Source organism: Streptomyces sp. SAI-135, assembly GCF_029893805.1.
GTDB lineage: Bacteria > Actinomycetota > Actinomycetes > Streptomycetales > Streptomycetaceae > Streptomyces.
The window spans coordinates 2,655,978-2,676,518 of sequence record NZ_JARXYP010000002.1; the positions used below are offsets into that span (position 1 = coordinate 2,655,978).

At 71.8% G+C, this 20,541-nt stretch carries 15 protein-coding genes and 1 pseudogene; 6 read left to right on the forward strand and 10 right to left on the reverse strand.

Features of this window, described 5'->3' with window-relative positions; translation table 11 throughout:
• Positions 1-8: 8 nt before the first annotated feature.
• The 7 genes and pseudogenes from murD to rsmH all read right to left on the reverse strand — a co-directional run bounded on the left by murD (position 9) and on the right by rsmH (position 9,189).
• The gene (gene murD / locus M2163_RS16515) at positions 9-1,427 is read right to left on the reverse strand and encodes a UDP-N-acetylmuramoyl-L-alanine--D-glutamate ligase (protein ID WP_280894317.1); all 1,419 of its coding nucleotides are present in this window, start codon (positions 1,425-1,427) and stop codon (positions 9-11) included.
• Positions 1,409-2,482 carry a phospho-N-acetylmuramoyl-pentapeptide-transferase gene (mraY, locus tag M2163_RS16520; protein WP_280894318.1) on the reverse strand — a complete coding sequence of 358 codons (1,074 nt, stop codon included), beginning with the start codon at positions 2,480-2,482 and terminating at the stop codon, positions 1,409-1,411. Before mraY ends, murD begins: the two co-directional genes overlap by 19 nt.
• A complete protein-coding gene (gene murF / locus M2163_RS16525; RefSeq protein ID WP_280894319.1) occupies positions 2,479-3,879 on the reverse strand; it encodes a UDP-N-acetylmuramoyl-tripeptide--D-alanyl-D-alanine ligase in 1,401 nt (466 codons plus the stop codon). The genes mraY and murF overlap by 4 nt, the downstream gene beginning before the upstream one ends.
• A 4-nt stretch (positions 3,880-3,883) precedes the next feature.
• A pseudogene (locus M2163_RS16530) lies at positions 3,884-5,405 on the reverse strand (UDP-N-acetylmuramoyl-L-alanyl-D-glutamate--2,6-diaminopimelate ligase).
• A gap of 202 nt (positions 5,406-5,607) precedes the next feature.
• Complete coding sequence (locus M2163_RS16535; RefSeq protein WP_280894320.1) at positions 5,608-7,584, reverse strand: penicillin-binding protein 2; 1,977 nt, start codon at positions 7,582-7,584, stop codon at positions 5,608-5,610.
• 5 nt (positions 7,585-7,589) lie between these two features.
• Positions 7,590-8,174, reverse strand: coding sequence for a hypothetical protein (locus M2163_RS16540; RefSeq protein WP_280852016.1), 585 nt, complete (start codon positions 8,172-8,174; stop codon positions 7,590-7,592).
• Between the two features lie 58 nt (positions 8,175-8,232).
• On the reverse strand, positions 8,233-9,189 hold the full coding sequence (gene rsmH / locus M2163_RS16545) for a 16S rRNA (cytosine(1402)-N(4))-methyltransferase RsmH (RefSeq protein ID WP_280852015.1): 957 nt from the start codon (positions 9,187-9,189) through the stop codon (positions 8,233-8,235).
• A gap of 416 nt (positions 9,190-9,605) precedes the next feature.
• Here rsmH and M2163_RS16550 point away from each other — a divergent pair, with 416 nt between their 5' ends.
• From M2163_RS16550 to M2163_RS16565, 4 genes are all read left to right on the forward strand, one after another.
• Positions 9,606-10,148 (forward strand): carbonic anhydrase, encoded by a 543-nt coding sequence (locus M2163_RS16550; RefSeq protein WP_280852014.1) that lies wholly within the window; start codon positions 9,606-9,608, stop codon positions 10,146-10,148.
• Positions 10,149-10,386: 238 nt separating this feature from the next.
• Positions 10,387-11,424 carry a MoxR family ATPase gene (locus tag M2163_RS16555; protein ID WP_280894321.1) on the forward strand — a complete coding sequence of 346 codons (1,038 nt, stop codon included), beginning with the start codon at positions 10,387-10,389 and terminating at the stop codon, positions 11,422-11,424.
• On the forward strand, positions 11,424-12,791 hold the full coding sequence (locus M2163_RS16560; protein WP_280852012.1) for a DUF58 domain-containing protein: 1,368 nt from the start codon (positions 11,424-11,426) through the stop codon (positions 12,789-12,791). Before M2163_RS16555 ends, M2163_RS16560 begins: the two co-directional genes overlap by 1 nt.
• Positions 12,791-15,199: a DUF3488 and transglutaminase-like domain-containing protein gene (locus tag M2163_RS16565; protein WP_280852011.1), complete on the forward strand. Its 2,409-nt coding sequence runs from the start codon at positions 12,791-12,793 to the stop codon at positions 15,197-15,199. Before M2163_RS16560 ends, M2163_RS16565 begins: the two co-directional genes overlap by 1 nt.
• Positions 15,200-15,324: 125 nt before the next feature.
• Here the strand turns inward: M2163_RS16565 and M2163_RS16570 are convergent, their stop codons facing one another.
• The 3 genes from M2163_RS16570 to M2163_RS16580 form a co-directional block, all read right to left on the reverse strand.
• Positions 15,325-15,720, reverse strand: coding sequence for a DUF3040 domain-containing protein (locus M2163_RS16570; RefSeq protein ID WP_057618523.1), 396 nt, complete (start codon positions 15,718-15,720; stop codon positions 15,325-15,327).
• 276 nt (positions 15,721-15,996) lie between these two features.
• Positions 15,997-16,767 carry a methyltransferase gene (locus M2163_RS16575; RefSeq protein ID WP_280894322.1) on the reverse strand — a complete coding sequence of 257 codons (771 nt, stop codon included), beginning with the start codon at positions 16,765-16,767 and terminating at the stop codon, positions 15,997-15,999.
• Positions 16,768-16,961: 194 nt separating this feature from the next.
• Positions 16,962-17,531, reverse strand: coding sequence for an SAV_6107 family HEPN domain-containing protein (locus tag M2163_RS16580; protein ID WP_280852009.1), 570 nt, complete (start codon positions 17,529-17,531; stop codon positions 16,962-16,964).
• Between the two features lie 180 nt (positions 17,532-17,711).
• Here M2163_RS16580 and M2163_RS16585 point away from each other — a divergent pair, with 180 nt between their 5' ends.
• Positions 17,712-18,467, forward strand: coding sequence for an ATP-binding cassette domain-containing protein (locus M2163_RS16585; protein WP_280894323.1), 756 nt, complete (start codon positions 17,712-17,714; stop codon positions 18,465-18,467).
• A complete protein-coding gene (locus M2163_RS16590) occupies positions 18,439-20,523 on the forward strand; it encodes a YhgE/Pip domain-containing protein (RefSeq protein ID WP_280894324.1) in 2,085 nt (694 codons plus the stop codon). Before M2163_RS16585 ends, M2163_RS16590 begins: the two co-directional genes overlap by 29 nt.
• The last annotated feature ends 18 nt before the right edge of the window (positions 20,524-20,541 follow it).

Consider the following 20,541-nt stretch of genomic DNA (forward strand, 5'->3'; position numbering starts at 1 on the left):
TACGTCGGTCAGGAGCCGAGTTCGCGAACCGCCTCCGCGAACGCGTCACCGCGCTTGTTGTAGTTGGCGAACATGTCCATCGAGGCACAGGCCGGGGCCAGCAGCACCGTGTCACCTGCGACGGCGAGGCGGGAGGCCTCCTGGACAGCCGCGAGCATCGCCCCAGTGTCGGTCCGGTCGAGGTCCACCACGGGTACTTCCGGGGCGTGTCGCGCGAGGGCTTCACGGATCAGGGCGCGGTCCTGGCCGATGAGCACGACACCGCGGAGCCGCTTCGCCGACTTCGCGACCAGCTCGTCGAAGGTGGCGCCCTTGGCGAGCCCGCCCGCGATCCACACGATCGACTCGTAGGCGGCCAACGAGGCTTCCGCGGCGTGGGTGTTGGTGGCCTTGGAGTCGTCGACGTAGGCGACCCCGCCGACGTCGGCCACGTGGGCGATGCGGTGCGCGTCCGGGGTGAAGTCCCGCAGCCCGTCCCGTACGGCCCTGGCGGGCACCCCGAAGGCGCGTGCGAGGGCCGCCGCGGCAAGGGCGTTGGCGACGTTGTGCGGGGCCGGCGGGTTGACGTCGGAGACCTCGGCGAGCTCCTGGGCGTTCTTGTGCCGGTCCTCCACGAAGGCCCGGTCGACCAGGATGCCCTCGACGACGCCGAGTTGGGAGGGCCCCGGGGTGCCGAGGGTGAAGCCGATGGCCCGGCAGCCCTCCTCGACGTCCGCCTCGCGCACCAGGTCCTCGGTGGCCTTGTCGGCGACGTTGTAGACGCAGGCGACCCGATTGCCCTCGTAGACGCGGCCCTTGTCGGCGGCGTACGCCTCCATGGAGCCGTGCCAGTCGAGGTGGTCGGGGGCGAGATTGAGGACGGCGGCGGAGTGGGCGCGCACCGAGGGCGCCCAGTGCAGCTGATAGCTCGACAACTCCACGGCGAGGACGTCGTACTGCTCGTCGCCGAGCACCGCGTCCAGCACGGAGACGCCGATGTTGCCGACGGCGGCCGTGCGCAGCCCCGCGGCCTTCAGGATCGACGCCAGCATCTGGGTGGTGGTGGTCTTGCCGTTGGTGCCGGTGATCGCGAGCCAGGGGGCCGCGTCGGGACCCCTGAGGCGCCAGGCGAGTTCGACGTCGCCCCAGATCTCGACGCCGGCCGCACGGGCCGCCGTGAAGAGCGGCTTGTCGGGTTTCCAGCCGGGCGCGGTGACGACGAGTTCGGTGCCCTCGGGCAGGGTCGCGCCGTCGCCGAGCCGGACGGTGACGCCGAGCGCCTCCAACTCGGCGGCCTGCTCACGCGCGCGTGCGTCGTCGCCGTCGTTGACGACCGTGACGTGTGCCCCGCGCGCGTGCAGCACCTTGGCCGCCGGGATACCGGAGACGCCGAGCCCGGCGACGGTGACGCGCTTACCCTGCAGGTCGATCACTTCTCTGCTGCCCATCCCGCGTAGAAGAGACCCAGGCCGACGATCACACAGATGCCCTGGATGATCCAGAAACGGACCACCACGAGGACTTCGGACCAGCCCTTGAGTTCGAAGTGGTGCTGGAGCGGTGCCATGCGGAAGACGCGCTTCCCGGTGAGCCGGAAGGAGCCGACCTGGATGACGACCGACATGGTGATGAGGACGAACAGACCGCCCATGATGGCGACCAGCAGCTCGGTGCGGGACAGGATCGCGAGACCGGTGAGGACACCGCCGAGGGCGAGCGAACCGGTGTCGCCCATGAAGATCTTGGCCGGCGAGGTGTTCCACCACAGGAAGCCGAGACAGGCACCCATCAGCGCGGAGGCGATCACCGCGAGGTCGAGCGGATCGCGCACCTCGTAGCAGGCGTTGGGGTTGGTCAGGGTGCCCGCGTTGGCGCAGGACTCCTGGAACTGCCAGACGCCGATGAACGTGTAGGCGCCGAAGACGAGGACGGAGGCGCCGGTGGCGAGGCCGTCCAGGCCGTCGGTGAGGTTCACGCCGTTCGACATCGCGAGGATCATGAACAGCGCCCAGACCACGAACAGGATCGGGCCGATCTTCCAGCCGAAGTCGGTGATGAACGACAGCTTGGTGGAGGCCGGGGTGTTGCCGCGGGCGTCCGGGAACATCAGCGCGAGCACCGCGAAGCTGATGCCGACGATGAGCTGGCCCGCCATCTTCGCCTTGGCCCGCAGACCCAGCGAGCGCCTCTTGACGATCTTGATGTAGTCGTCGAGGAAGCCGACCAGGCCCATGCCGCACATCAGGCCGAGCACCAGCAGGCCCGAGTAGGTGGGCGGGTAGCCGGTGATGACCTTGGACAGGAAGTAGGCGACGACGGTCGCCAGGATGAAGGCGATACCACCCATCGTGGGCGTACCGCGCTTGCTGGCGTGCTCGCGCGGGCCGTCGTCGCGGATGTACTGGCCGTAACCCTTGCGCGCGAGCAGCTTGATCAGCAGCGGGGTGCCGACCAGGGTCAGAAAGAGGCCGATGACTCCTGAGAACAGGATCTGCTTCATCATCGGGCGGCAACCTCACCCTCGGCGTCGAGCAGCGCCTCGGCGACGCTCTCCAGGCCGACCGAACGGGACGCCTTCACGAGGACGACGTCTCCCGGGCGCAACTCACTGCGCAGCAGGTCGACCGCCGCCTGTGCGTCGGACACGTGCACCGACTCCTCACCCCACGAACCCTCGTTATATGCGCCCAGTTGCAGCCAGGACGCTTCCCTGCCCCCGACCGCGACGAGCTTGCCGACATTGAGCCGGACGGCGAGCCGTCCGACCGCGTCGTGCTCGGCGAGCGCCTCGTCCCCGAGCTCGGCCATCTTGCCGAGCACCGCCCAGGTCCGCCGCCCCTTGCCCATGGCGGCCAGCGCACGCAAGGCGGCCTTCATGGACTCGGGGTTCGCGTTGTAGGCGTCGTTGACGATGGTCACGCCGTCCGGGCGCTCGGTGACCTCCATACGCCAGCGGGAGAGGGAGCCCGCCTCGGAGAGCGCGGTGGCGATCTCGGTTGCGGACATGCCCAGCTCATGGGCGACGGCGGCCGCGGCGAGCGCGTTCGACACGTGGTGCTCACCGTACAGGCGCATGGTCACTTCGCTTGCACCGGAGGGTGTGTGGAGCATGAAGGCGGGCTGTCCGCTGTCCATGAGTCGCACGTTCTCGGCGCGTACGTCCGCTTCGCCGGACTCTCCGAAAAGGAGCACCTTCGCCTTCGTACGGGACGCCATGGCCCGTACGAGAGGATCGTCGGCGTTGAGGATCGCGGCGCCGTCCTCGGGCAGCGCTTCCACGAGTTCGCCCTTGGCCTGCGCGATCTGCTCGCGGCCGCCGAACTCGCCGATGTGGGCGGACCCGACGTTCAGGACGAGGCCGATCCTCGGGGGCGTCAGATCCGTGAGGTAGGCGATGTGGCCGATGCCGCGGGCGCCCATCTCCAGGACGAGGAACCTGGTCTCCTCGGTGGCGGTGAGCGCGGTCAGCGGCAGACCGATCTCGTTGTTGAGCGAGCCGGGCGTGAACACCGTAGGGGCCTTGCGCTGGAGCACCTGCGCGATGAGGTCCTTGGTGCTGGTCTTGCCTGCCGAGCCGGTGAGGGCGACGAGGGTCGCGCCGAGCCGTCGTACGACATGACGCGCGAGGGCGCCGAGGGTCGTCTGGACGTCCTCGACGACGATCGCGGGCACGCCGACGGGGCGTTGGGCCAGCACGGCCACCGCGCCCGCCCGGACGGCCTGGTCGGCGTAGTCGTGGCCGTCGACGCGCTCCCCCACGAAGGCGGCGAACAGACTGCCGTCCCTCACCTGCCGGGAGTCGATGACGACGGGGCCGTGCACCTGCGCCGACGGATCCGGTATGTCGTACGTCTGCCCGCCGACGACTGAGGCGATCTCGGCGAGAGAGAGGGCGATCACAAGTTCATCCCTGGGTCTTCTGGATGGCTTCTCGAAGTACCTGGCGGTCGTCGAAGGGACGGACCACCCCGGCGATGTCCTGGCCCTGCTCGTGGCCCTTGCCCGCGACGAGCACGGTGTCACCGGGCTGCGCGCGGGCGACGGCTGCGGCGATCGCGGCGGCCCGGTCCTCGAAGACCTGGACCTCGCCGCGTTCGTGTGCTGGTACGGACGCCGCGCCCTCGAGCATGGTTGCGAGGATCGCGAGGGGGTCCTCGGAGCGGGGGTTGTCGGAGGTCAGTACGGCGGTGTCGGCGAGGCGGGCCGCGGCCGCGCCCATCGGCCCGCGCTTGGTCCGGTCGCGGTCGCCGCCGCAGCCGAGCACGACGTGCACCTTGCCCTCGGTGACCTTGCGGAGCGCCTTGAGCACCGACTCGACGGCGTCGGTCTTGTGGGCGTAGTCCACGACCGCGAGGTAGGGCTGCCCGGCGTCCACCCGCTCCAGGCGGCCCGGCACCCCCGGCACGGCGGCGACGCCGTCGGCGGCGGTCTGCGGGTCGAGGCCGGCCGCGGCCAGGGCGACGATCGCGGCGAGGGTGTTCGCCACGTTGAAGGGGCCCGCGAGCGGGGACCTGGCGGCGATGCGCTCGCCCTTGGGGCCGACCACGGTGAACGTCGAGTCCATGGGGCCGACTTCGACGTCCTCGGCACGCCAGTCGGCGTCGGGGTGGCCCTCGGCGGAGTAGGTGACGACCGGGACCGTGGCTTCCTTGACGAGCCTGCGGCCGTACTCGTCGTCGAGGTTGACGACGCCGAGACGGCTGCGTTTCGGCGTGAACAGCTGCGCCTTGGCCCGGAAGTAGTCCTCCATGTCGGAGTGGAACTCCATGTGTTCCGGGCTGAGGTTGGTGAAGACGCCGATGTCGAAGACGCAGCCGTCGACCCGGCCGAGGACCAGCGCGTGGCTGGAGACCTCCATGGCGACCGCCTCGACACCGCGCTCGCGCATGACCGCGAACAGGGCCTGGAGGTCGGTGGCTTCGGGCGTGGTCCGCTCGGACTTGATGCGCTCGTCGCCGATGCGCATCTCGACGGTGCCGATCAGGCCGGTGGACCTGACCCCCTTCAGGCCACCCTCGACGAGATAGGGCCGTGGTGGTCTTGCCGGAGGTGCCGGTGATCCCGATCTGGAGCAGGTCCTCGCCGGGGTGGCCGTAGATCGTGGTGGCCAGTTCGCCCATGCGCGCGCGTGGGTCCTCGACGACCAGGACCGGGAGCCCGGTCGCGGCGGCACGCTCGGCGCCCGTCGGGTCGGTCAGCACCGAGACCGCGCCGAGGCCGACGGCCTGGGTGACGAAGTCGGCGCCGTGCAGGCGGGCGCCCGGCAGGGCGGCGTACAGGTCGCCGGGGCGGACCGCACGCGAGTCATGGGTGATGCCCGTGACCTGCGCGTCCTTCAGCGGCGGCTCGGCACCCAGCTGATCGGCGAGCTCCGCGAGGGGTGTGGCGGAGACCTGGACCGGCCGGGGCGGTCCCGGATATGTCACGGGTGCGCCCTTCTGGGTGGTTTGGGACTGATCAGCGTGTGGCACGGCGGTGAGCGTACCGGGCGCACCCGCCTCGGAGCGAAGCGAGGGGCGGGGCACGCCCTGGTTGCCGGGATCGGAGGTGATCGTCGTCACGAGGTGGTTCCTGGTGGCCTTTCCGAGGTACTGGCAGGGTGCTGACGCGGTGCTTGTGCCCTGCCGGTCAGGGCGTGTAGGTCACGGGCAGCTTCGCCGCCTTCGCCCCGGTGGGCGGGACCTGGAGGGTCTTCAGCGCGAACTCCATGACCTGCTTGTAGACGGGTCCGCAGATCTGGCCGCCGAAATAGCTGCCGCTGGTGGCGTTCTGGATGGCGCAGTAGACGGTGATCCGCGGCTTGTCGGCCGGCGCGAAGCCGGCGAACGACGAGGTGTAGCCCTTGTACATGCCGGTGGCCGGATCCACGCGGTTGGCGGTGCCCGTCTTGCCCGCGACCCGGTAGCCGGGGATGCGCGCCTTGGTGCCGGTGCCCTCCTGGTCGTCCACGACGGATTCCAGCATCTGGGCCAGCGTCCTGGCCGTCTTGGCGCTGACGACCCTTGTCTCCTTTGGCTTCGCGGCCGGCGTGAAGCGTCCGTCGGGCCCCTTGGTGCCGCGCACGAGCGTGGGTTCGATACGGACACCGCCGTTGGCGATGGTCGAGTAGACGGACGCGGCCTGCATGGCGTTGAGGGACACGCCCTGGCCGAAAGGGATCGTGTACTGCTGCGAGGTCGACCAGTCCGCGGGCTTGGCGAGGATGCCCGGGGTCTCGCCCGGGAAGTCGAGCCCGGAGTACCGGCCGAGGCCGAACTTGCGCAGGTAGGAGTAGAGGACCTGGTTGGCCTGCGCCTGCGTCTTGCCGAGCTGGCCGGTCGCGAGGATGGTGCCGATGTTGCTGGACTTGGCGAGCACGCCGTTGAGCGTGAGGTACCAGGTCTCGTGGTCGATGTCGTCCTTGAAGAGCCGGTCGCCGCGGTGCAGCCGGTTGGGCACGATCACATGCGTGAGCGGGGTGGCGACGCCCTGTTCCAGTACGGCCGCCATCGACATGATCTTGGCGGTGGAGCCCGGCTCGTAGGCGTCCTGGAGGGCCGCGTTGCCCATGTTCACCGAGCTCGCCCTGGACAGGTCGTTGGGGTCGAAGCCGGGCGAGTTGGCCATGGCGAGGACCTGGCCGGTCCGTGTGTCCTGCACTATCACGTACCCGCGGTCCGCCTTGGACTTCTTCACCTGGTCGGTGATGGCCTGCTGGGCGGCCCACTGGATGTCGCGGTCGATGGTGAGCTCGACGTCGCTGCCGGGCACCGCGGGGGTCTCGGTGGAGCCCACGGTGGGCACCTGGCGGCCACCGGACTGGGCGTAGCGGACCTTGCCGTCCTTGCCGGCCAGCAGGGAGTTCAGCTGCTGCTCGACACCGCCGCCGCCCTTGCCGTCGGCGTTGACCCAGCCCAGTATCCCGGCGGCGAGGTCGCCGTTCGGGTACACCCGCTTGGTCGTCGGCACGGACAGGACCCCGGCGAGGACGTTGGCCGTGCCCGGGTCGGTCTCGCTCTTGGTGGCGAGCGCGGACTTCAGGTCCTTGATCTGCTTCCAGACCTGCGGGGTCTGCCGGTTGGCGAGCAGGACGTAACGGAGCTTCTTGTCCTTGGGCCGCAGCTTCTTGACGATCGCCTCCTGCTCCTGCCCCAGGATCGGGGCGAGCAGGGCGGCGGCCTGCTCGGGACCGTCGTCGATCTTGAGCTGCTTGCGCGTGAAGAGCGTGGGGTCGGCCGTGATGTCGTAGGCGTCCTCGCTGGTCGCGAGGGCCACGCCGTCGCGGTCGGTGATCCCGCCGCGCTCGGCGGCGAGCGTGTAGCCGACGTACCGGTTCTGCTCGGCCTTGGCGGCGTACGTGCTCGCGTCGACGGCCTGCACCTGGAGCAGCCGTACGACGAAGGCGGCCAACACCAGCGTCAGCGCGAGGCCGACCAGGCGCAGCCGGGGGCGGGGGCTGCCCAGGCGGATGGTCTTGGGGGCCGCCTGGCGGGGCGCGGACGGGCGGCGGGCCGGGCGGGCGCCGGGGCCCGGACGCGGACGGCCCACGGGGCGGGCGGAGCGCTCGGGGTGCGCGGGTCCCGGCACCCGGCGGCGCGGTGGTTGCCTGCCGAAGTCGTCGGACACTTCCGTCACCTGCCGGGGGTCGGGGTTGTGGGGAGCGGGACGTCCGCGGGGGCGGTCCCGGGAGCCGGTACGACGGTCTCGGGGGCCGGTACGACGTCCGCGGGGGCCTGGCCGACGGTCTGGGCCGGGGTGGGGTCGGCCGGGGGTGTCGCGGCGGCCGCGCCGTCGATCACCTCGGGCGCGAGGACGAGCGGCATCCGGTAGGAGAGCGGTTCGGCCTCGCCCGCGGGGGACGGGACGCCCTTGACGGTGCCGTCGGGGTCGAGGAAGGCCGGGTCGCCGCCGGGCACCATGCCGAGTTCGCGGGCGCGGCGCACCAGGGCGTCGGGGGCGGAGTAGGCGTCGATGTCCCGCTGCAGGGCCTGCTGCTCGTCGGTGAGGCTCTTGGTGTCCTTCTGGAGGTCGGTGAGCTTGAACGACCCTTCGCTCAGCGCCGAGTTCAGCACCAGCAGCCCGATGAGGCCGCCGCCGAGGAGGAGGACCACGAGGAGCACGAAGGGGGTGCGGGCCGCCTGTCCGGGGCTCGCCGTGCCGGGGAGGAGACGCGCGAGACGGGCTGCCCGCCCTCTCAGTTCGGGTTTCCTGCTCACACACCCTCCAGTGAGTCCGGTTTCCCAGCCCTCTGACGCGGCTCAGGCACTTCACACTTCACTCGATGGACTCCCTGATGCGCTCGGCGCCCCTGCAACGCGCCGGTGCGGCCCGCCGGTTCTCGGCGATCTCTTCCTCGGTGGGAAGTTCGGCACCGCGCGTGAGCAGCTTGAGCCGGGGCTGGTACTGCTCGGGGACGACGGGCAGCCCGGGCGGGGCGGTGTTGGCGGCGCCGGCCGCGAAGACCTGCTTGACCAGGCGGTCCTCCAGCGAGTGGTACGACAGCACCACGATCCGGCCGCCCACCGCGAGTGCCTCCACCGCGGCCGGGATCGCCCGTTCCAGGACGGAGAGCTCGCCGTTGACCTCGATGCGCAGGGCCTGGAAGGTGCGCTTGGCCGGGTTGCCGCCGGTGCGCTTGGCGGCCTGCGGCAGGGAGTCCCGGATCAGCTCGACGAGCCGCGCGCTGTTCGTGAACGGCTCCTTGTCGCGCTCGCGCACGATCGCGGACACGATCCGCTTGGCCTGCTTCTCCTCGCCGTAGGCCCGGAGGATCCGGACGAGTTCGCCCGCCGGGTAGGTGTTGAGGACCTCTGCCGCGCTCATGCCGGTCGTCTGGTCCATGCGCATGTCGAGCGGCGCGTCCTGGGCGTAGGCGAAGCCCCGGTCGGCCTCGTCGAGCTGCATGGAGGAGACGCCGAGGTCGAACAGGACGCCCTGCACGCGCGCGATGCCGAGCCGGTCGAGGACGTCGGGGAGCTCGTCGTAGACCGCGTGGACCAGGGTGGCGCGCTCGCCGAAGGGGGCGAGCCGCTCGCCGGACAGGCGCAGGGCCTCCTTGTCGCGGTCCAGGGCGACGAGCCGGGCCTCGGGGAAGCGCCGGAGGAGGGCCTCGCTGTGGCCGCCGAGCCCGAGCGTGCAGTCGACGACCACCGACCCGGGCCGCTCCAGCGCGGGGGCCAACAGGTCCAGGCACCGCTGGAGCATCACCGGGACGTGTCGACTCTGGCTCAAGGGGCCCTCTCAGGTCCGGCGCGGGCCGTACGCACCGCCGGGTCCCCGCCCGCTCATGAAGGGGAGGCCTGCCGGCGCCGAAAGCGTCAGCCGACCGGGAGCGGGAGGAGGCCGAGCCGTACGTACGCGCCGCGCACGTGGGGAGACCGTCCGAGCGCGAGCCGGGGCCTCCGGGAAATGTCAGCAGGGAAGCCTCGCCTCCCGCTTCGCGTCACTTTAGTCCACGGTGTCTCGCGGTCAATCAACCGGCCTGCGCGTCGCGCACCGGCGCGAACTCGACGCTCGAAAAGGACGGAAAACACCCGTTCGGGCGCACCCGGACCTCTTGTGGGGTACCTCACACAGAAGGCGTGATGACGCTCTTTTTCCCTTCTCACCGCAGGACCACGACGGCGGTGACCAGTACCGTCATGGTTATGACGACTTCCGCATCCGTTCCCACCGAAGGCGCCATATCCCGCGACGGCGGTGTGACCGACCGTCTGGTCAACGCCAACGAGCGGTACGCCGCCGCGTTCACCGACCCCGGCATGGACGCCCGCCCGGTCCTGCACGTCGCCGTCGTGGCCTGCATGGACGCCCGTCTCGACCTGCACGCCGCGCTCGGCCTGGAGCTCGGCGACTGCCACACCATCCGCAACGCGGGCGGCGTGGTCACCGACGACGTGATCCGCTCGCTCACCATCAGCCAGCGCAAGCTCGGCACGCGCAGCATCGTGCTCATCCACCACACGGGCTGCGGTCTGGAGGCGATCACCGAGGACTTCCGCAACGAGCTGGAGATGGAGGTCGGCCAGCGTCCCGCGTGGGCCGTGGAGGCCTTCCGTGACGTCGACCAGGACGTACGGCAGTCCATGCAGCGGGTGCGCACCTCGCCGTTCCTGCTGCACACCGACGACGTCCGCGGGTTCGTGTTCGACGTGAAGACGGGTCTGCTGCGGGAGATCGACCCCGCGTAAGGGTCGCCGTAGCTGTCGTTTCGCTGTTGATTTCAGCCCTCAGGGCGCCCAAACCACCGCAAGACCCGACATAGTGCAGCCAGTTGTCCACAGTCGAGTGACACGAATCGGTAACGGCAGCAAGAATGCGGGTGTGGCGTCACGCGGAACTTCTCACGCGTGGTGTCCGTGATTCGGGGTGGGCCGGTTACGCATCACAGAGCGTCGGCCCGGAAAGTTTCGGGCCGAGGAGGGCCGGGTGACCACCTATGACGATCGAGCGAGCCTCACTGATCTGACCGCCGTTGTCGAGCGGGTACGCAGTTCGGTGGAGGGCGTGATCGAGGGGAAGCCCGAGGTCGTACGGCTTTCGCTGACCGTGCTGCTCGCCGAGGGGCATCTTCTGATCGAGGATGTCCCCGGCGTCGGCAAGACCATGCTGGCCAAGGCGCTGGCGCGGTCCATCGACTGCTCGGTGCGCCGCATCCAGTTCACACCCGACCTGCTGCCCTCGGACATCACGGGCGTGTCCATCTGGGACCAGCAGCGCCGGGACTTCGAGTTCAAACCGGGCGCGATCTTCGCCCAGATCGTGATCGGCGACGAGATCAACCGTGCCTCGCCGAAGACCCAGTCGGCGCTCCTGGAGTCGATGGAGGAGCGCCAGGTCACCATCGACGGACAGACCTACGAGCTGCCCAGCCCCTTCATGGTGGTCGCCACGCAGAACCCGGTCGAGATGGAGGGCACCTACCCGCTGCCCGAGGCACAGCGCGACCGTTTCATGGCCCGGGTCTCGGTGGGCTACCCCAGCGTCGAGGCGGAGCTGCAGATGCTCGACGTCCACGGCGGGGTGAGCCCCCTGGAGGACCTTCAGCCAGTGGCCCACGCGCACGACGTCGTGAAGCTCATCGAGGCAGTCCGCGGCGTCCACGTCGCCGAAACGGTCCGGCGGTACGCCGTCGACCTGGTCTCCGCCACGCGCACCCACCCCGATCTCAGACTCGGCGCCTCCCCGCGCGCGACGCTGCACCTGCTGCGCGCCGCCAAGGCCTCCGCCGCCCTCTCCGGCCGCGAGTTCGCGCTGCCGGACGACGTGCAGGCGCTCGCCGTGGCCGTCCTCGCCCACCGTCTGCTGCCCACCGCCCAGGCCCAGCTGAACCGGCGCACCGCGGAGCAGGTCGTGCAGGAGATCCTCCAGCGCACCCCGGTCCCCGCCGCGCCCCAGCAGGGCGGGATCGGCGGGATCGGCCGTACCGCGCCCGCGTATCCGCAGCAGCCGCCGCGGAGCCTGTGATGTCCACCGGGGTGCCCTCGGCCGGCGGCCCCGAGGCCGATCGGGGCGACAAGGGCGGGGTGCGCACGGCACTGGCCGGTCTGACCACCCGCGGCCGCTCCTTCTTCGCGGCTGGCATCGCCGCGGCCGTCTGCGCCTACGTCCTCGGCCAGAGCGACCTGCTGCGGGTCGGACTGCTGCTCGCCGTGCTGCCCCTGGTCTGCGCCACCGTGCTCTACCGCACCCGCTACCGGGTCGCGGGCAGCCGCAGGCTCTCCCCCGCGCGCGTTCCTGCCGGCAGCGAGGCCCGGGTCCATCTGCGCATGGACAACGTCTCCCGGCTGCCCACCGGCCTGCTGATGCTCCAGGACCGGGTCCCCTACGTCCTCGGCCCGCGCCCCCGCTTCGTGCTCGACCGCGTCGAGCCGGGCGGCCGCCGCGAGGTCTCCTACCGGGTCCGCTCCGACCTGCGCGGCCGCTACCCGCTGGGCCCGCTCCAGCTGCGCCTGACCGACCCGTTCGGCATGTGCGAGCTGACCCGCTCCTTCTCGACGTACGACACCCTGACCGTGATCCCGCATGTGGAAGCGCTGCCGCCGGTGCGGCTGAGCGGCGAGGCCAAGGGGTACGGCGACGGACGGCAGCGCTCGCTGGCCCTGGCCGGCGAGGACGACGTGATCCCGCGCGGCTACCGCTACGGCGACGACCTGCGCCGGGTCCACTGGCGCTCCACCGCCCGCTACGGCGAGCTGATGGTCCGCCGCGAGGAGCAGCCCCAGCGCGCCCGCTGCACAGTCCTTCTGGACACCCGGGGTCTCGCCTTCGCGGGCGCGGGCCCGGACTCGGCCTTCGAGTGGGCCGTCTCGGGGGCCGCCTCCGTCCTGGTCCACATGCTCGAACGGGGCTTTTCCGTGAGGCTGCTGACGGACACCGGCAACTCCGTGCCCGGTGAGGGAGCCGACGGCTTCGCGGGCACGAGCCAGGGCACGGCGGACGCCGCCGGGCTGATGATGGACACGCTCGCGGTGATCGACCACTCCGACGGCACGGGCCTGTCGCGCGCCTACGAGGTGCTGCGCCGCGGGAACGAGGGACTGCTGGTGGCCTTCTTCGGCGACTTGGACGAGGAGCAGGCCGCGGTGGTCGCCAAGATGCGGCGGCGCAGCGGCGGCGCGCTCGCGTTCGTGCTCGACAGCGAGCGCTGGGTGCGGGAACCCTCCGAGGTGTCCCGGCCGTTGGAGGAGCGCGAGGAGCGGCTGCGGATGCTGCGCGAGGCGGGCTGGACGGCACTGGGCGTGCCGCGGGGCGCCTCGCTGGAGGCGCTGTGGCGTCTCGCGGACCGCGAGCGCACGGGCGTCGGTACGGCCGGCGCCGGGGAGGCATCGTGATGAGCGGGCGGGGACGACTGGCGCTGTGCGCGTGGGCGGCCACGCTGATGGCCGCGTGCGCCCTGCTGCCGCTGGTCGAGCCGGTCACCTGGATCGTGCAGGCCGCCTTCCTGCTCGGGGTGCAGACGGTCGTGGGCGCGGCGACCAGGCGGATTCCGCTGGCCCGTCCGCTGACGGTGGCGGCCCAGGCGCTCGTCACGCTGGTCATGCTGACCCTGATCTTCGCCCGCGAGCAGGCGTTCCTGGGGCTGATCCCCGGTCCGGACGCCGTCGTGCACTTCGGGGACCTGCTCCAGCAGGGCGGCGACGACATCGCGCGGTACGCGATCCCGGCGCCGCTGGCCTCCGAGGGCATCAAGCTGATGGTCTTCGGCGGGGTCCTGATCGTCGGACTGGTGGTGGACACCCTCGCGGTGACCTTCCGCAGCGCGGCCCCGGCGGGCCTGCCGCTGCTCGCGCTGTACTCCGTCGCCGCGGGGCTGTCCGAGGGCCACGGCGACTGGTTCTGGTTCCTGGTCGCGGCGATCGGCTATCTGCTGCTGCTCCTGGCCGAGGGGCGCGACCGGCTGTCGCAGTGGGGACGTGTCTTCGGCGGGGGGCCACGCTCGCCGGGCGCCGACTCCGGGCCGGTGGCGCCGGTGCGCACCGGCCGGCGGATCGGCGTGGCGAGCCTCGGCATCGCGCTGGTGGTGTCGGCCACCCTGCCCTCGATGAACGGCGGCCTCTTGGACGCCACCGGGGCGGGCGTGGGCGCGGGGAACGGCAGCGGCGGCACGATCTCCGCGGTGAACCCGCTGCTCTCGCTCCGCGACAGCCTGAACGTGGACGAGGACCGCCAGGTCCTGTCCGTACGGACGCAGAGCAACGACACCTCCAGCCTGTATCTGCGGATCGTCTCCCTGGACGACTTCGACGGCCGGACCTGGAAGCCCTCCAAGCGGTCCATCGGCGCCGTGCCGAAGGACTTCCCCACCCCCATCGGCCTCGGCTCCGACGTCAAGCGCACGGAGATCGAGACGACCATCTCAGCGGCGAACTGGTACGAGCAGAGCTATCTGCCGATGCCCTACCCGCCCAGTGGTGTCCAGGTCCGCGGCAACTGGCGCTACGAGCCCGAGGGCATGGCGCTCGTCGGCGACCACGGGCAGAACACGCGCGGGCTGACGTACGACGTGAAGAGCCTGGACGTGGAGCCGACGGCCGAGCAGCTCGCCGCGGCGCCGGCCGCCCCGCCGGCCATCGAGCGCGAGTACACCGAGCTGCCCGACTCGCTGCCCGGGGTGGTGGCCAAGACCGCCCGCGAGGTCACCGGGGGCGCCAAGAACCCCTACGAGCAGGCGGTCGACCTCCAGGACTACTTCGCGGTGAACGGCGGCTTCGAGTACGACACCGAGGTGGAGGTCGGCGACGGGCCCAACGCGATCGCCAACTTCCTGCGGGACAAGCAGGGCTTCTGCGTCCACTTCTCCTTCGCCATGGCGGCGATGGCCCGCTCCCTGGGCATTCCGGCCCGGGTCGCGGTGGGCTTCGCACCCGGCACCCCGCAGGCGGACGGCACGGTGTCGGTGGGGCTCAAGGACGCCCATGCCTGGCCGGAGCTGTACTTCGAGGGCGTGGGATGGACCCGCTTCGAGCCCACCCCGACCCGGGGCACGGTGCCGCCCTACACCGTCCCGGACGCCACCGGCAGCGTGGATCCCGGTGTGGCGCGGCCGTCCGCGGGCTCGTCCACGGCGCCGTCGGCCTCCCCGTCGGCGAGCGAGAGCTGCTCGGCCCAGCTGCGGAAGCTGGAGGCCTGCGACAGCGCGTCCCCGGCGGCCGCGGCGGCCAAGGGCGGCGGCGGCCCGTGGTGGACCGTGCAGGGCCAGTGGTGGTACCTGAAGCTGCTGTTCTGGGTGTTCGCCGGGCTGCTCGTGCTCCTGATCCCCTCGGCGCCGATGCTGCTGCGGCTGCGCACGCGTTCGGTACGTCTGGGCGGCCACGGCCGCAGTGACGCCGGCGCCGCCGCGCACACCCTGGCGGCCTGGCAGGAGCTGACCGACACGGCGTGGGACTTCGGGATCCTGCCGGACGACTCGCAGACACCGCGCATGGCGGCCGCGCGGATCGTGCGGCTCGGGCATCTCGACGCGACGGCCGCGGCCTCGGTGCACCGGGTGGCGGACGCAGTGGAGCAGGTGCTCTACGCCCCGCGGCCCCGGCTGACGGCCGGCCTCGCGCAGGACGTCCACCGGGTGATCGCCGGACTGCGCGGCTCGGTCAGCCGGGGCACGCGGGCCCGTGCGCTGATCGCCCCGCGTTCCACCGCGAGGCTGGTGTGGGCTGTCTCGGAAGGGTGGGCCGGGATCAGGACGCGCGTGGCTGCGGCCCGGCCGACCCTGCGCAAACCGTCCGGTCAGGAAGGCTGAGAAGCGCCGCCCCGGCGGGCGGTGGCGGATGGAGGACATGCGTGAGGGGGTGAGCACCCGACCGGGTGCTCACCCCCTCAGAACATCTGTGAGAGCCGCTGGTGACGACCGCTGTGCCGGGCCTGCTACTGGCCGCCCTGCTCGTCGCGGCGCCGCTGCCAGCGCTGCTCGATCCGGTCCATCATCGAGCGCTTCTGGCGTCCCTGGCGGCGAGCGTGCGGGGCACCTGCGGCGGGCTGCTCGCCCGGCTTGGGAGCCTTGCGCCAGCCGGTCACGGCGAGCACCGCGCATCCCAGCATGACGAGGAAGCCCACCACGCTGAGCCACACCTGCTTGGCGACCATACCGGCCATGAGGAGCGCGATACCCACGAGGAAGCCGGCGACCGCCTGGTAGACCCGCCGCCGGGTGTACGTACGCAGCCCGCTTCCCTCGAGCGCCGACGCGAACTTGGGATCTTCGGCGTACAGCGCTCGCTCCATCTGCTCGAGCATGCGCTGCTCGTGCTCCGAGAGCGGCACGGAGTCCTCCTCATCGTGCAGTCGCCGGGGCGACCCGGGGGGTCCCTTCAGGATAGGCAGGGAATCGCCCCCGTGAAACCCGCCCCTCTGCGCCAATTGGCCAACCGGATTCCGCCATGAACGCTCCGGCTGCTGAATCTTGCATTCCCCAGCGGCCGTCCCGTCATGCCGGGCGGTCTCCCTCGATCATACGGCGCTGAGCGCGGGATCGGGGGGCCTGTGGCGTACTCCATGCGCCATCAAGTACCTGATCAGCACTCCGGCGCAGAGGGCGACTCAGGCCCCGGCGGCCTCTCGCGTCTCACCGAGCACATGGAGCTGTGTGGCCACGGAGTGGAAGGCGGGGAGCTCGGCCGCCGCCTCCTCCAGCTTCAGCAGGGCTTCCAGGGCGCCGGGCTCGGTGTCCACGAGCACTCCGGGGACGAGGTCGGCGAAGACCCGCACGCCATGCACGGCGCTGACGGTGAGGCCCGCGCCCTCGACGAGCGCGGTGAGCTGGTCGGCGTTGAAGCGGCGCGGTACGGGGTCGCCGTCGCCCCAGCGGCCGTCCGGGTCGCCGAGCGCCTGCCGGGCCTCCTTGAAGTGGCCGGCGAGGGCCCGCGCGAGCACGGCGCCGCCGAGACCGGCGGCGAGCAGGCTGAGGACGCCCTCGGGGCGCAGGGCGGCCACCACGTTGCGCACGCCCTCCGCGGGGTCGTCCACGTACTCCAGGACGCCGTGGCACAGCACGGCGTCGTAGCCGCCGCGCTCGGCCACGTCGAAGAGGCCGTGGGCGTCTCCCTGGACGCCACGGACCCGGTCGGCGACTCCCGCCTCGGCGGCGCGGCGCTCCAGGGCGAACAGCGCGTTGGGGCTGGGGTCGACGACGGTGACCTGGTGGCCGAGACGGGCGACGGGCACCGCGAAGTTGCCGCTGCCGCCTCCGGTGTCCAGAACGTCCAGCGCCTGGCGTCCCGTGGCCTTGACCCGGCGGTCGAGGGCGTCCTGGAGGACCTCCCAGACCACGGCGGTACGGAGGGAGGCGCGGGGTCGCAGCGGGTCCGACACGACAGTTGACTCCTCGGCGCGGAAGGGAAGGCTTCAGGCGCCCTCCACCCTATTGCCTCCGGTACCCCACCTGGGCACTCCGGTGCCGCGCCCAGCTGCCCGTCTCGTAGGGCGGACGCCGGTGGACCCCGCCGGACCCGGCCGGCCGGGACAAACCCTGGCGGGCCCCGGTGGCCCGTGGCGGTGCGTGCCGGTCACCCGGCGTCCGGGAAGTCGCGGTCGGTGCCGTGGCCGCTCTCCTGCGGCCCCTCCGCGTCCTGACGTGGCTGCGGCAGGACCGGCTGGAGCACCAGCATCCGCTCGACGAGGCGCAGGAACATCGCCACGTCGCGTATGAGGTCGTCCGCGTCCCGGCGGCTGGCCGCGCCCTGGATGCCCGCCTCGGCCCGGGCGCGACGCCGGGCCCCGGAGGCGAACAGCGCACTCCACTCGGTGAGCTCGGGCGCTATCTCGGGGAGCACTTCCCAGGCGCTCCGGATCTTGGCGCGGCGTCGCGGCGTCGGCTCCGGCCGCCCCCGGGCGGCGAGCACCGCGGCCGCGGTGCGCAGGGCGGCGAGGTGGGCGGTCGCATAGCGTTCGTTCGGCGTCTCCAGGGCCGAGGCCTCGTCGAGGCCGGCGCGGGCCTGGGCGAGCAGGTCGAGGGCGGCGGGCGGGGCCGTCGCCCGGCGCAGCACGGGGTGCACGTCGCTCGCCGGGCCGGTCAGTGAGGGGGCAGGGCCGGTGGCGCGGCGCCGACGGGCGGCGGCTGCGTGGTAGCTGGCCATGACGAACCTCCTGTCGTCTGGTTGACGGCATCTCCCGCTACGGAGTGCCGTATGTGCCCATCGTGAGGTATGCCACTGACAATCCGTTCTGACCTGGGCTTTTGCTTCGATCGAAGGTTCGGGTTACTTTTTGCACTGACCAGTCAGTTCAAAAAGTTCGCGATTCAAGAAGATCAGGGGGTGGCCGTGGACGGAGTCGCAGTCACGGCCGGGGGTTTCGGTCTGCGGGGGCCTCGCGGCTGGGCGTTCCGCGGGATCGACGTCACCGCGGAGCCCGGCGCGTTGATCGCCGTGGAGGGGCCCTCGGGGACCGGCCGTACGAGCCTGCTGCTGGCCCTGACCGGGCGGATGAAGGCCACCGAGGGGACGGCCACCGTGGGCGGGGCGCGACTGCCGAAGCAGCTCGCGGCGGTACGCCGGTTCAGCGCGCCGGCGCACGTCGCCGGGGTCACCGACCTCGACCCGGCCCTGACCGTCGGGGAGCACCTGCGGGAACGGGCGCTGCTGCAACGCCGGTTCGGTGACTCGGTGCGTGACCTGTTGCGGCCACGCCAGGAGCGCAGGCTCGAGGCGAGGCTGCGGATCGACAGCGTGCTGGCGGACGCCGGGCTCGACCTGGAGGCGCTGCCCAAGGGCGCGCGGACCGCCGTACGCGATCTGGAGCGCCTGGAGGCCCTGCGGCTGTCGATCGCCCTGGCGCTGATCGGCCGGCCGCGGCTGCTCGCCGTCGACGACCTGGACCTGAAGCTGTCGGACGCCGAACGCTCCGAGGCCTGGGTGCTGCTCAGGTCCCTCGCCGCGGCCGGCACGACGGTCCTGGCGGTGTGCAGCGAGGCCCCCGAGGACGCCGTGCGGGTGTCCACGCGGTCCGAAGCCGACACGAACGAGACCAGTGAGGAGACGACCGATGCGTTCGCCGAGACTGGCCGCGCTTGAGCTGCGCCGCTTCGGCAGGGGGAAGCTGCCGCGTGCCGCCCTGGTGGCCCTGCTGGTGCTGCCGCTGCTGTACGGCGCCCTGTACCTGTGGTCCTTCTGGGACCCGTACGGCCGCCTGGACCGCATCCCGGTCGCCCTGGTGAACGACGACAAGGGGGCCACCGCCGACGGGAAGAAGCTGACCGCGGGCGACGACCTCACCAAGGGTCTGCGCGAGAGCGACACCTTCGACTGGCACGAGGTCGACGACGCGGAAGCACGCAAGGGCGTCGAGGACGGCACCTACTACCTGTCGCTCACCATGCCGGCCGACTTCAGCCGGCGGATCGCCTCCAGCGCGGGCGACTCCCCCGAGACCGGCGCGCTCCAGGTCCGCACGAACGACTCCAACAACTACATCGTCGGGCAGATCTCGCGGACGGTCTTCGCCGAGGTGCGCCAGGCCGCCTCCACCAAGGCGTCCCGGTCCTTCCTGGACCGGATCTTCATCTCCTTCTCCGACATCCACGGCGCCACGGTGGAGGCCGCGAACGGGGCCGACGACCTGGAGGGCGGCATCGGGAAGGCGGAGAAGGGGTCCGAGGACCTCGCCACGGGCCTTCAGCAGGCCAAGGCGGGCAGCGGCAAGCTCTCCGACGGGCTGGCGAAGCTCGACACCGGCTCGGGCGACCTCGCGGACGGCGCGCAGCAGGTCGCCGCCGGCACTCGGAGCCTCGCCGACAAGGTCAACGGAGTCGCGGACAAGGTGGGCCCCTTCCTCGCCGACAACGAGAAGTCCATCGGCGACACCGCGCGGCTCGTCGCCGACTCGGCCGGCGCCGTCCGCCACAACCTCGACACCCTGGTGAGGACCGCCCCGGCGGCCGCCGCGGGAGCCCACAAGGCCGCCGACGCCCTGGACGCCGTCCACAAGGCGCGCTGCACGGACCCGGTGCTGCCCGACGCGGCCTGCGCCGACCTGAAGAAGGCCCGGCAGGCCGCCGCCGACGTGGCCAAGGTCGCCGACGACGTCAATGTGCTGATCGCCGACCAGAACGGCGACCTGAAGAAGCTCGACGGCCAACTCGCCACCCTCCAGCAGCAGGCCCGGACCCTCGCCGACCGGGCGCCCCGCCTCTCCGAGGATCTCGACGACGCCGTGGCGAAGATCAACAAGCTGAACCAGGGGGCCGCCCAGGTCGCCGCCGGCGCCAGGACGCTGCACACGGGTCTCGGCACGGCGAGCGCCGGCGCGCGGGATCTCGACCACGGCGTCGGCAGGCTGAAGACCGGCGCCGACACCCTGAGCGGCGGCATGTACAAGCTCGCCGACGGCTCCGGGAAGCTCTCCGACGGCCTGCACGACGGTGCCTCGAAGATCCCCGACTACGGCAAGAAGGACCGCGACCGGCGCACCGACGTGATGTCCGACCCGGTCCAGCTGGTCTCCAAGGACCTGCACAAGGCGCCGAACTACGGCACCGGGTTCGCCCCGTACTTCATCCCGCTGTCCCTGTGGGTGGGCGCGATGGTGGCGTACATGCTCATCACCCCGATGAACCGGCGCGCCCTCGCCGCCGGCGCCGCGGCCTGGCGGATCGCGCTGGCGGGATGGCTGCCCGTGATGGCGATCGGCGTGCTCCAGGTCGTGTCCCTGATGTCGGTGCTGCACTGGGCGATCGGCCTCCAGATGACGCGGGCGGCCGGGACGGTGGGCTTCCTGTTCCTGGTGACGGCCTGCTTCGCGGCGATCGTCCAGTGGCTGAACGCACGCTTCGGCGCGGCGGGCCGCATCCTCGTCCTCGCCCTTCTGATGCTCCAGCTGACGTCGGCGGGCGGCACCTACCCCGTCCAGACCAGCCCGGGCTTCTTCAACGCGATCCATCCCTTCCTGCCGATGAGCTACGTCGTCGAGGCCCTCAGGAGGCTCATCACGGGCGGCGGTCTCACTCCGGTGTGGCACGCGTGCGTGGTCCTGCTCGCCTTCACCGCGGGGGCCCTCGCCCTGACCGCCGTGGCCGCGCGCCGCCGGCAGGTGTGGACGCTGGACCGGCTGCACCCGGAGCTGACCCTGTGAGCCCTTCCGCCACCTCCG

Excerpts from the sequence above, each read along its gene's own strand:
- murD (WP_280894317.1), bottom strand. The coding sequence starts at position 1,427 with ATGGGCAGCAGAGAAGTGATCGACCTGCAGGGTAAGCGCGTCACCGTC.
- mraY (WP_280894318.1), bottom strand. The coding sequence starts at position 2,482 with ATGATGAAGCAGATCCTGTTCTCAGGAGTCATCGGCCTCTTTCTGACC.
- M2163_RS16550 (WP_280852014.1), top strand. The coding sequence starts at position 9,606 with ATGACGACTTCCGCATCCGTTCCCACCGAAGGCGCCATATCCCGCGAC.
- M2163_RS16560 (WP_280852012.1), top strand. The coding sequence starts at position 11,424 with ATGTCCACCGGGGTGCCCTCGGCCGGCGGCCCCGAGGCCGATCGGGGC.
- M2163_RS16565 (WP_280852011.1), top strand. The coding sequence starts at position 12,791 with ATGAGCGGGCGGGGACGACTGGCGCTGTGCGCGTGGGCGGCCACGCTG.
- M2163_RS16580 (WP_280852009.1), bottom strand. The coding sequence starts at position 17,531 with ATGGCCAGCTACCACGCAGCCGCCGCCCGTCGGCGCCGCGCCACCGGC.
- M2163_RS16590 (WP_280894324.1), top strand. The coding sequence starts at position 18,439 with ATGCGTTCGCCGAGACTGGCCGCGCTTGAGCTGCGCCGCTTCGGCAGG.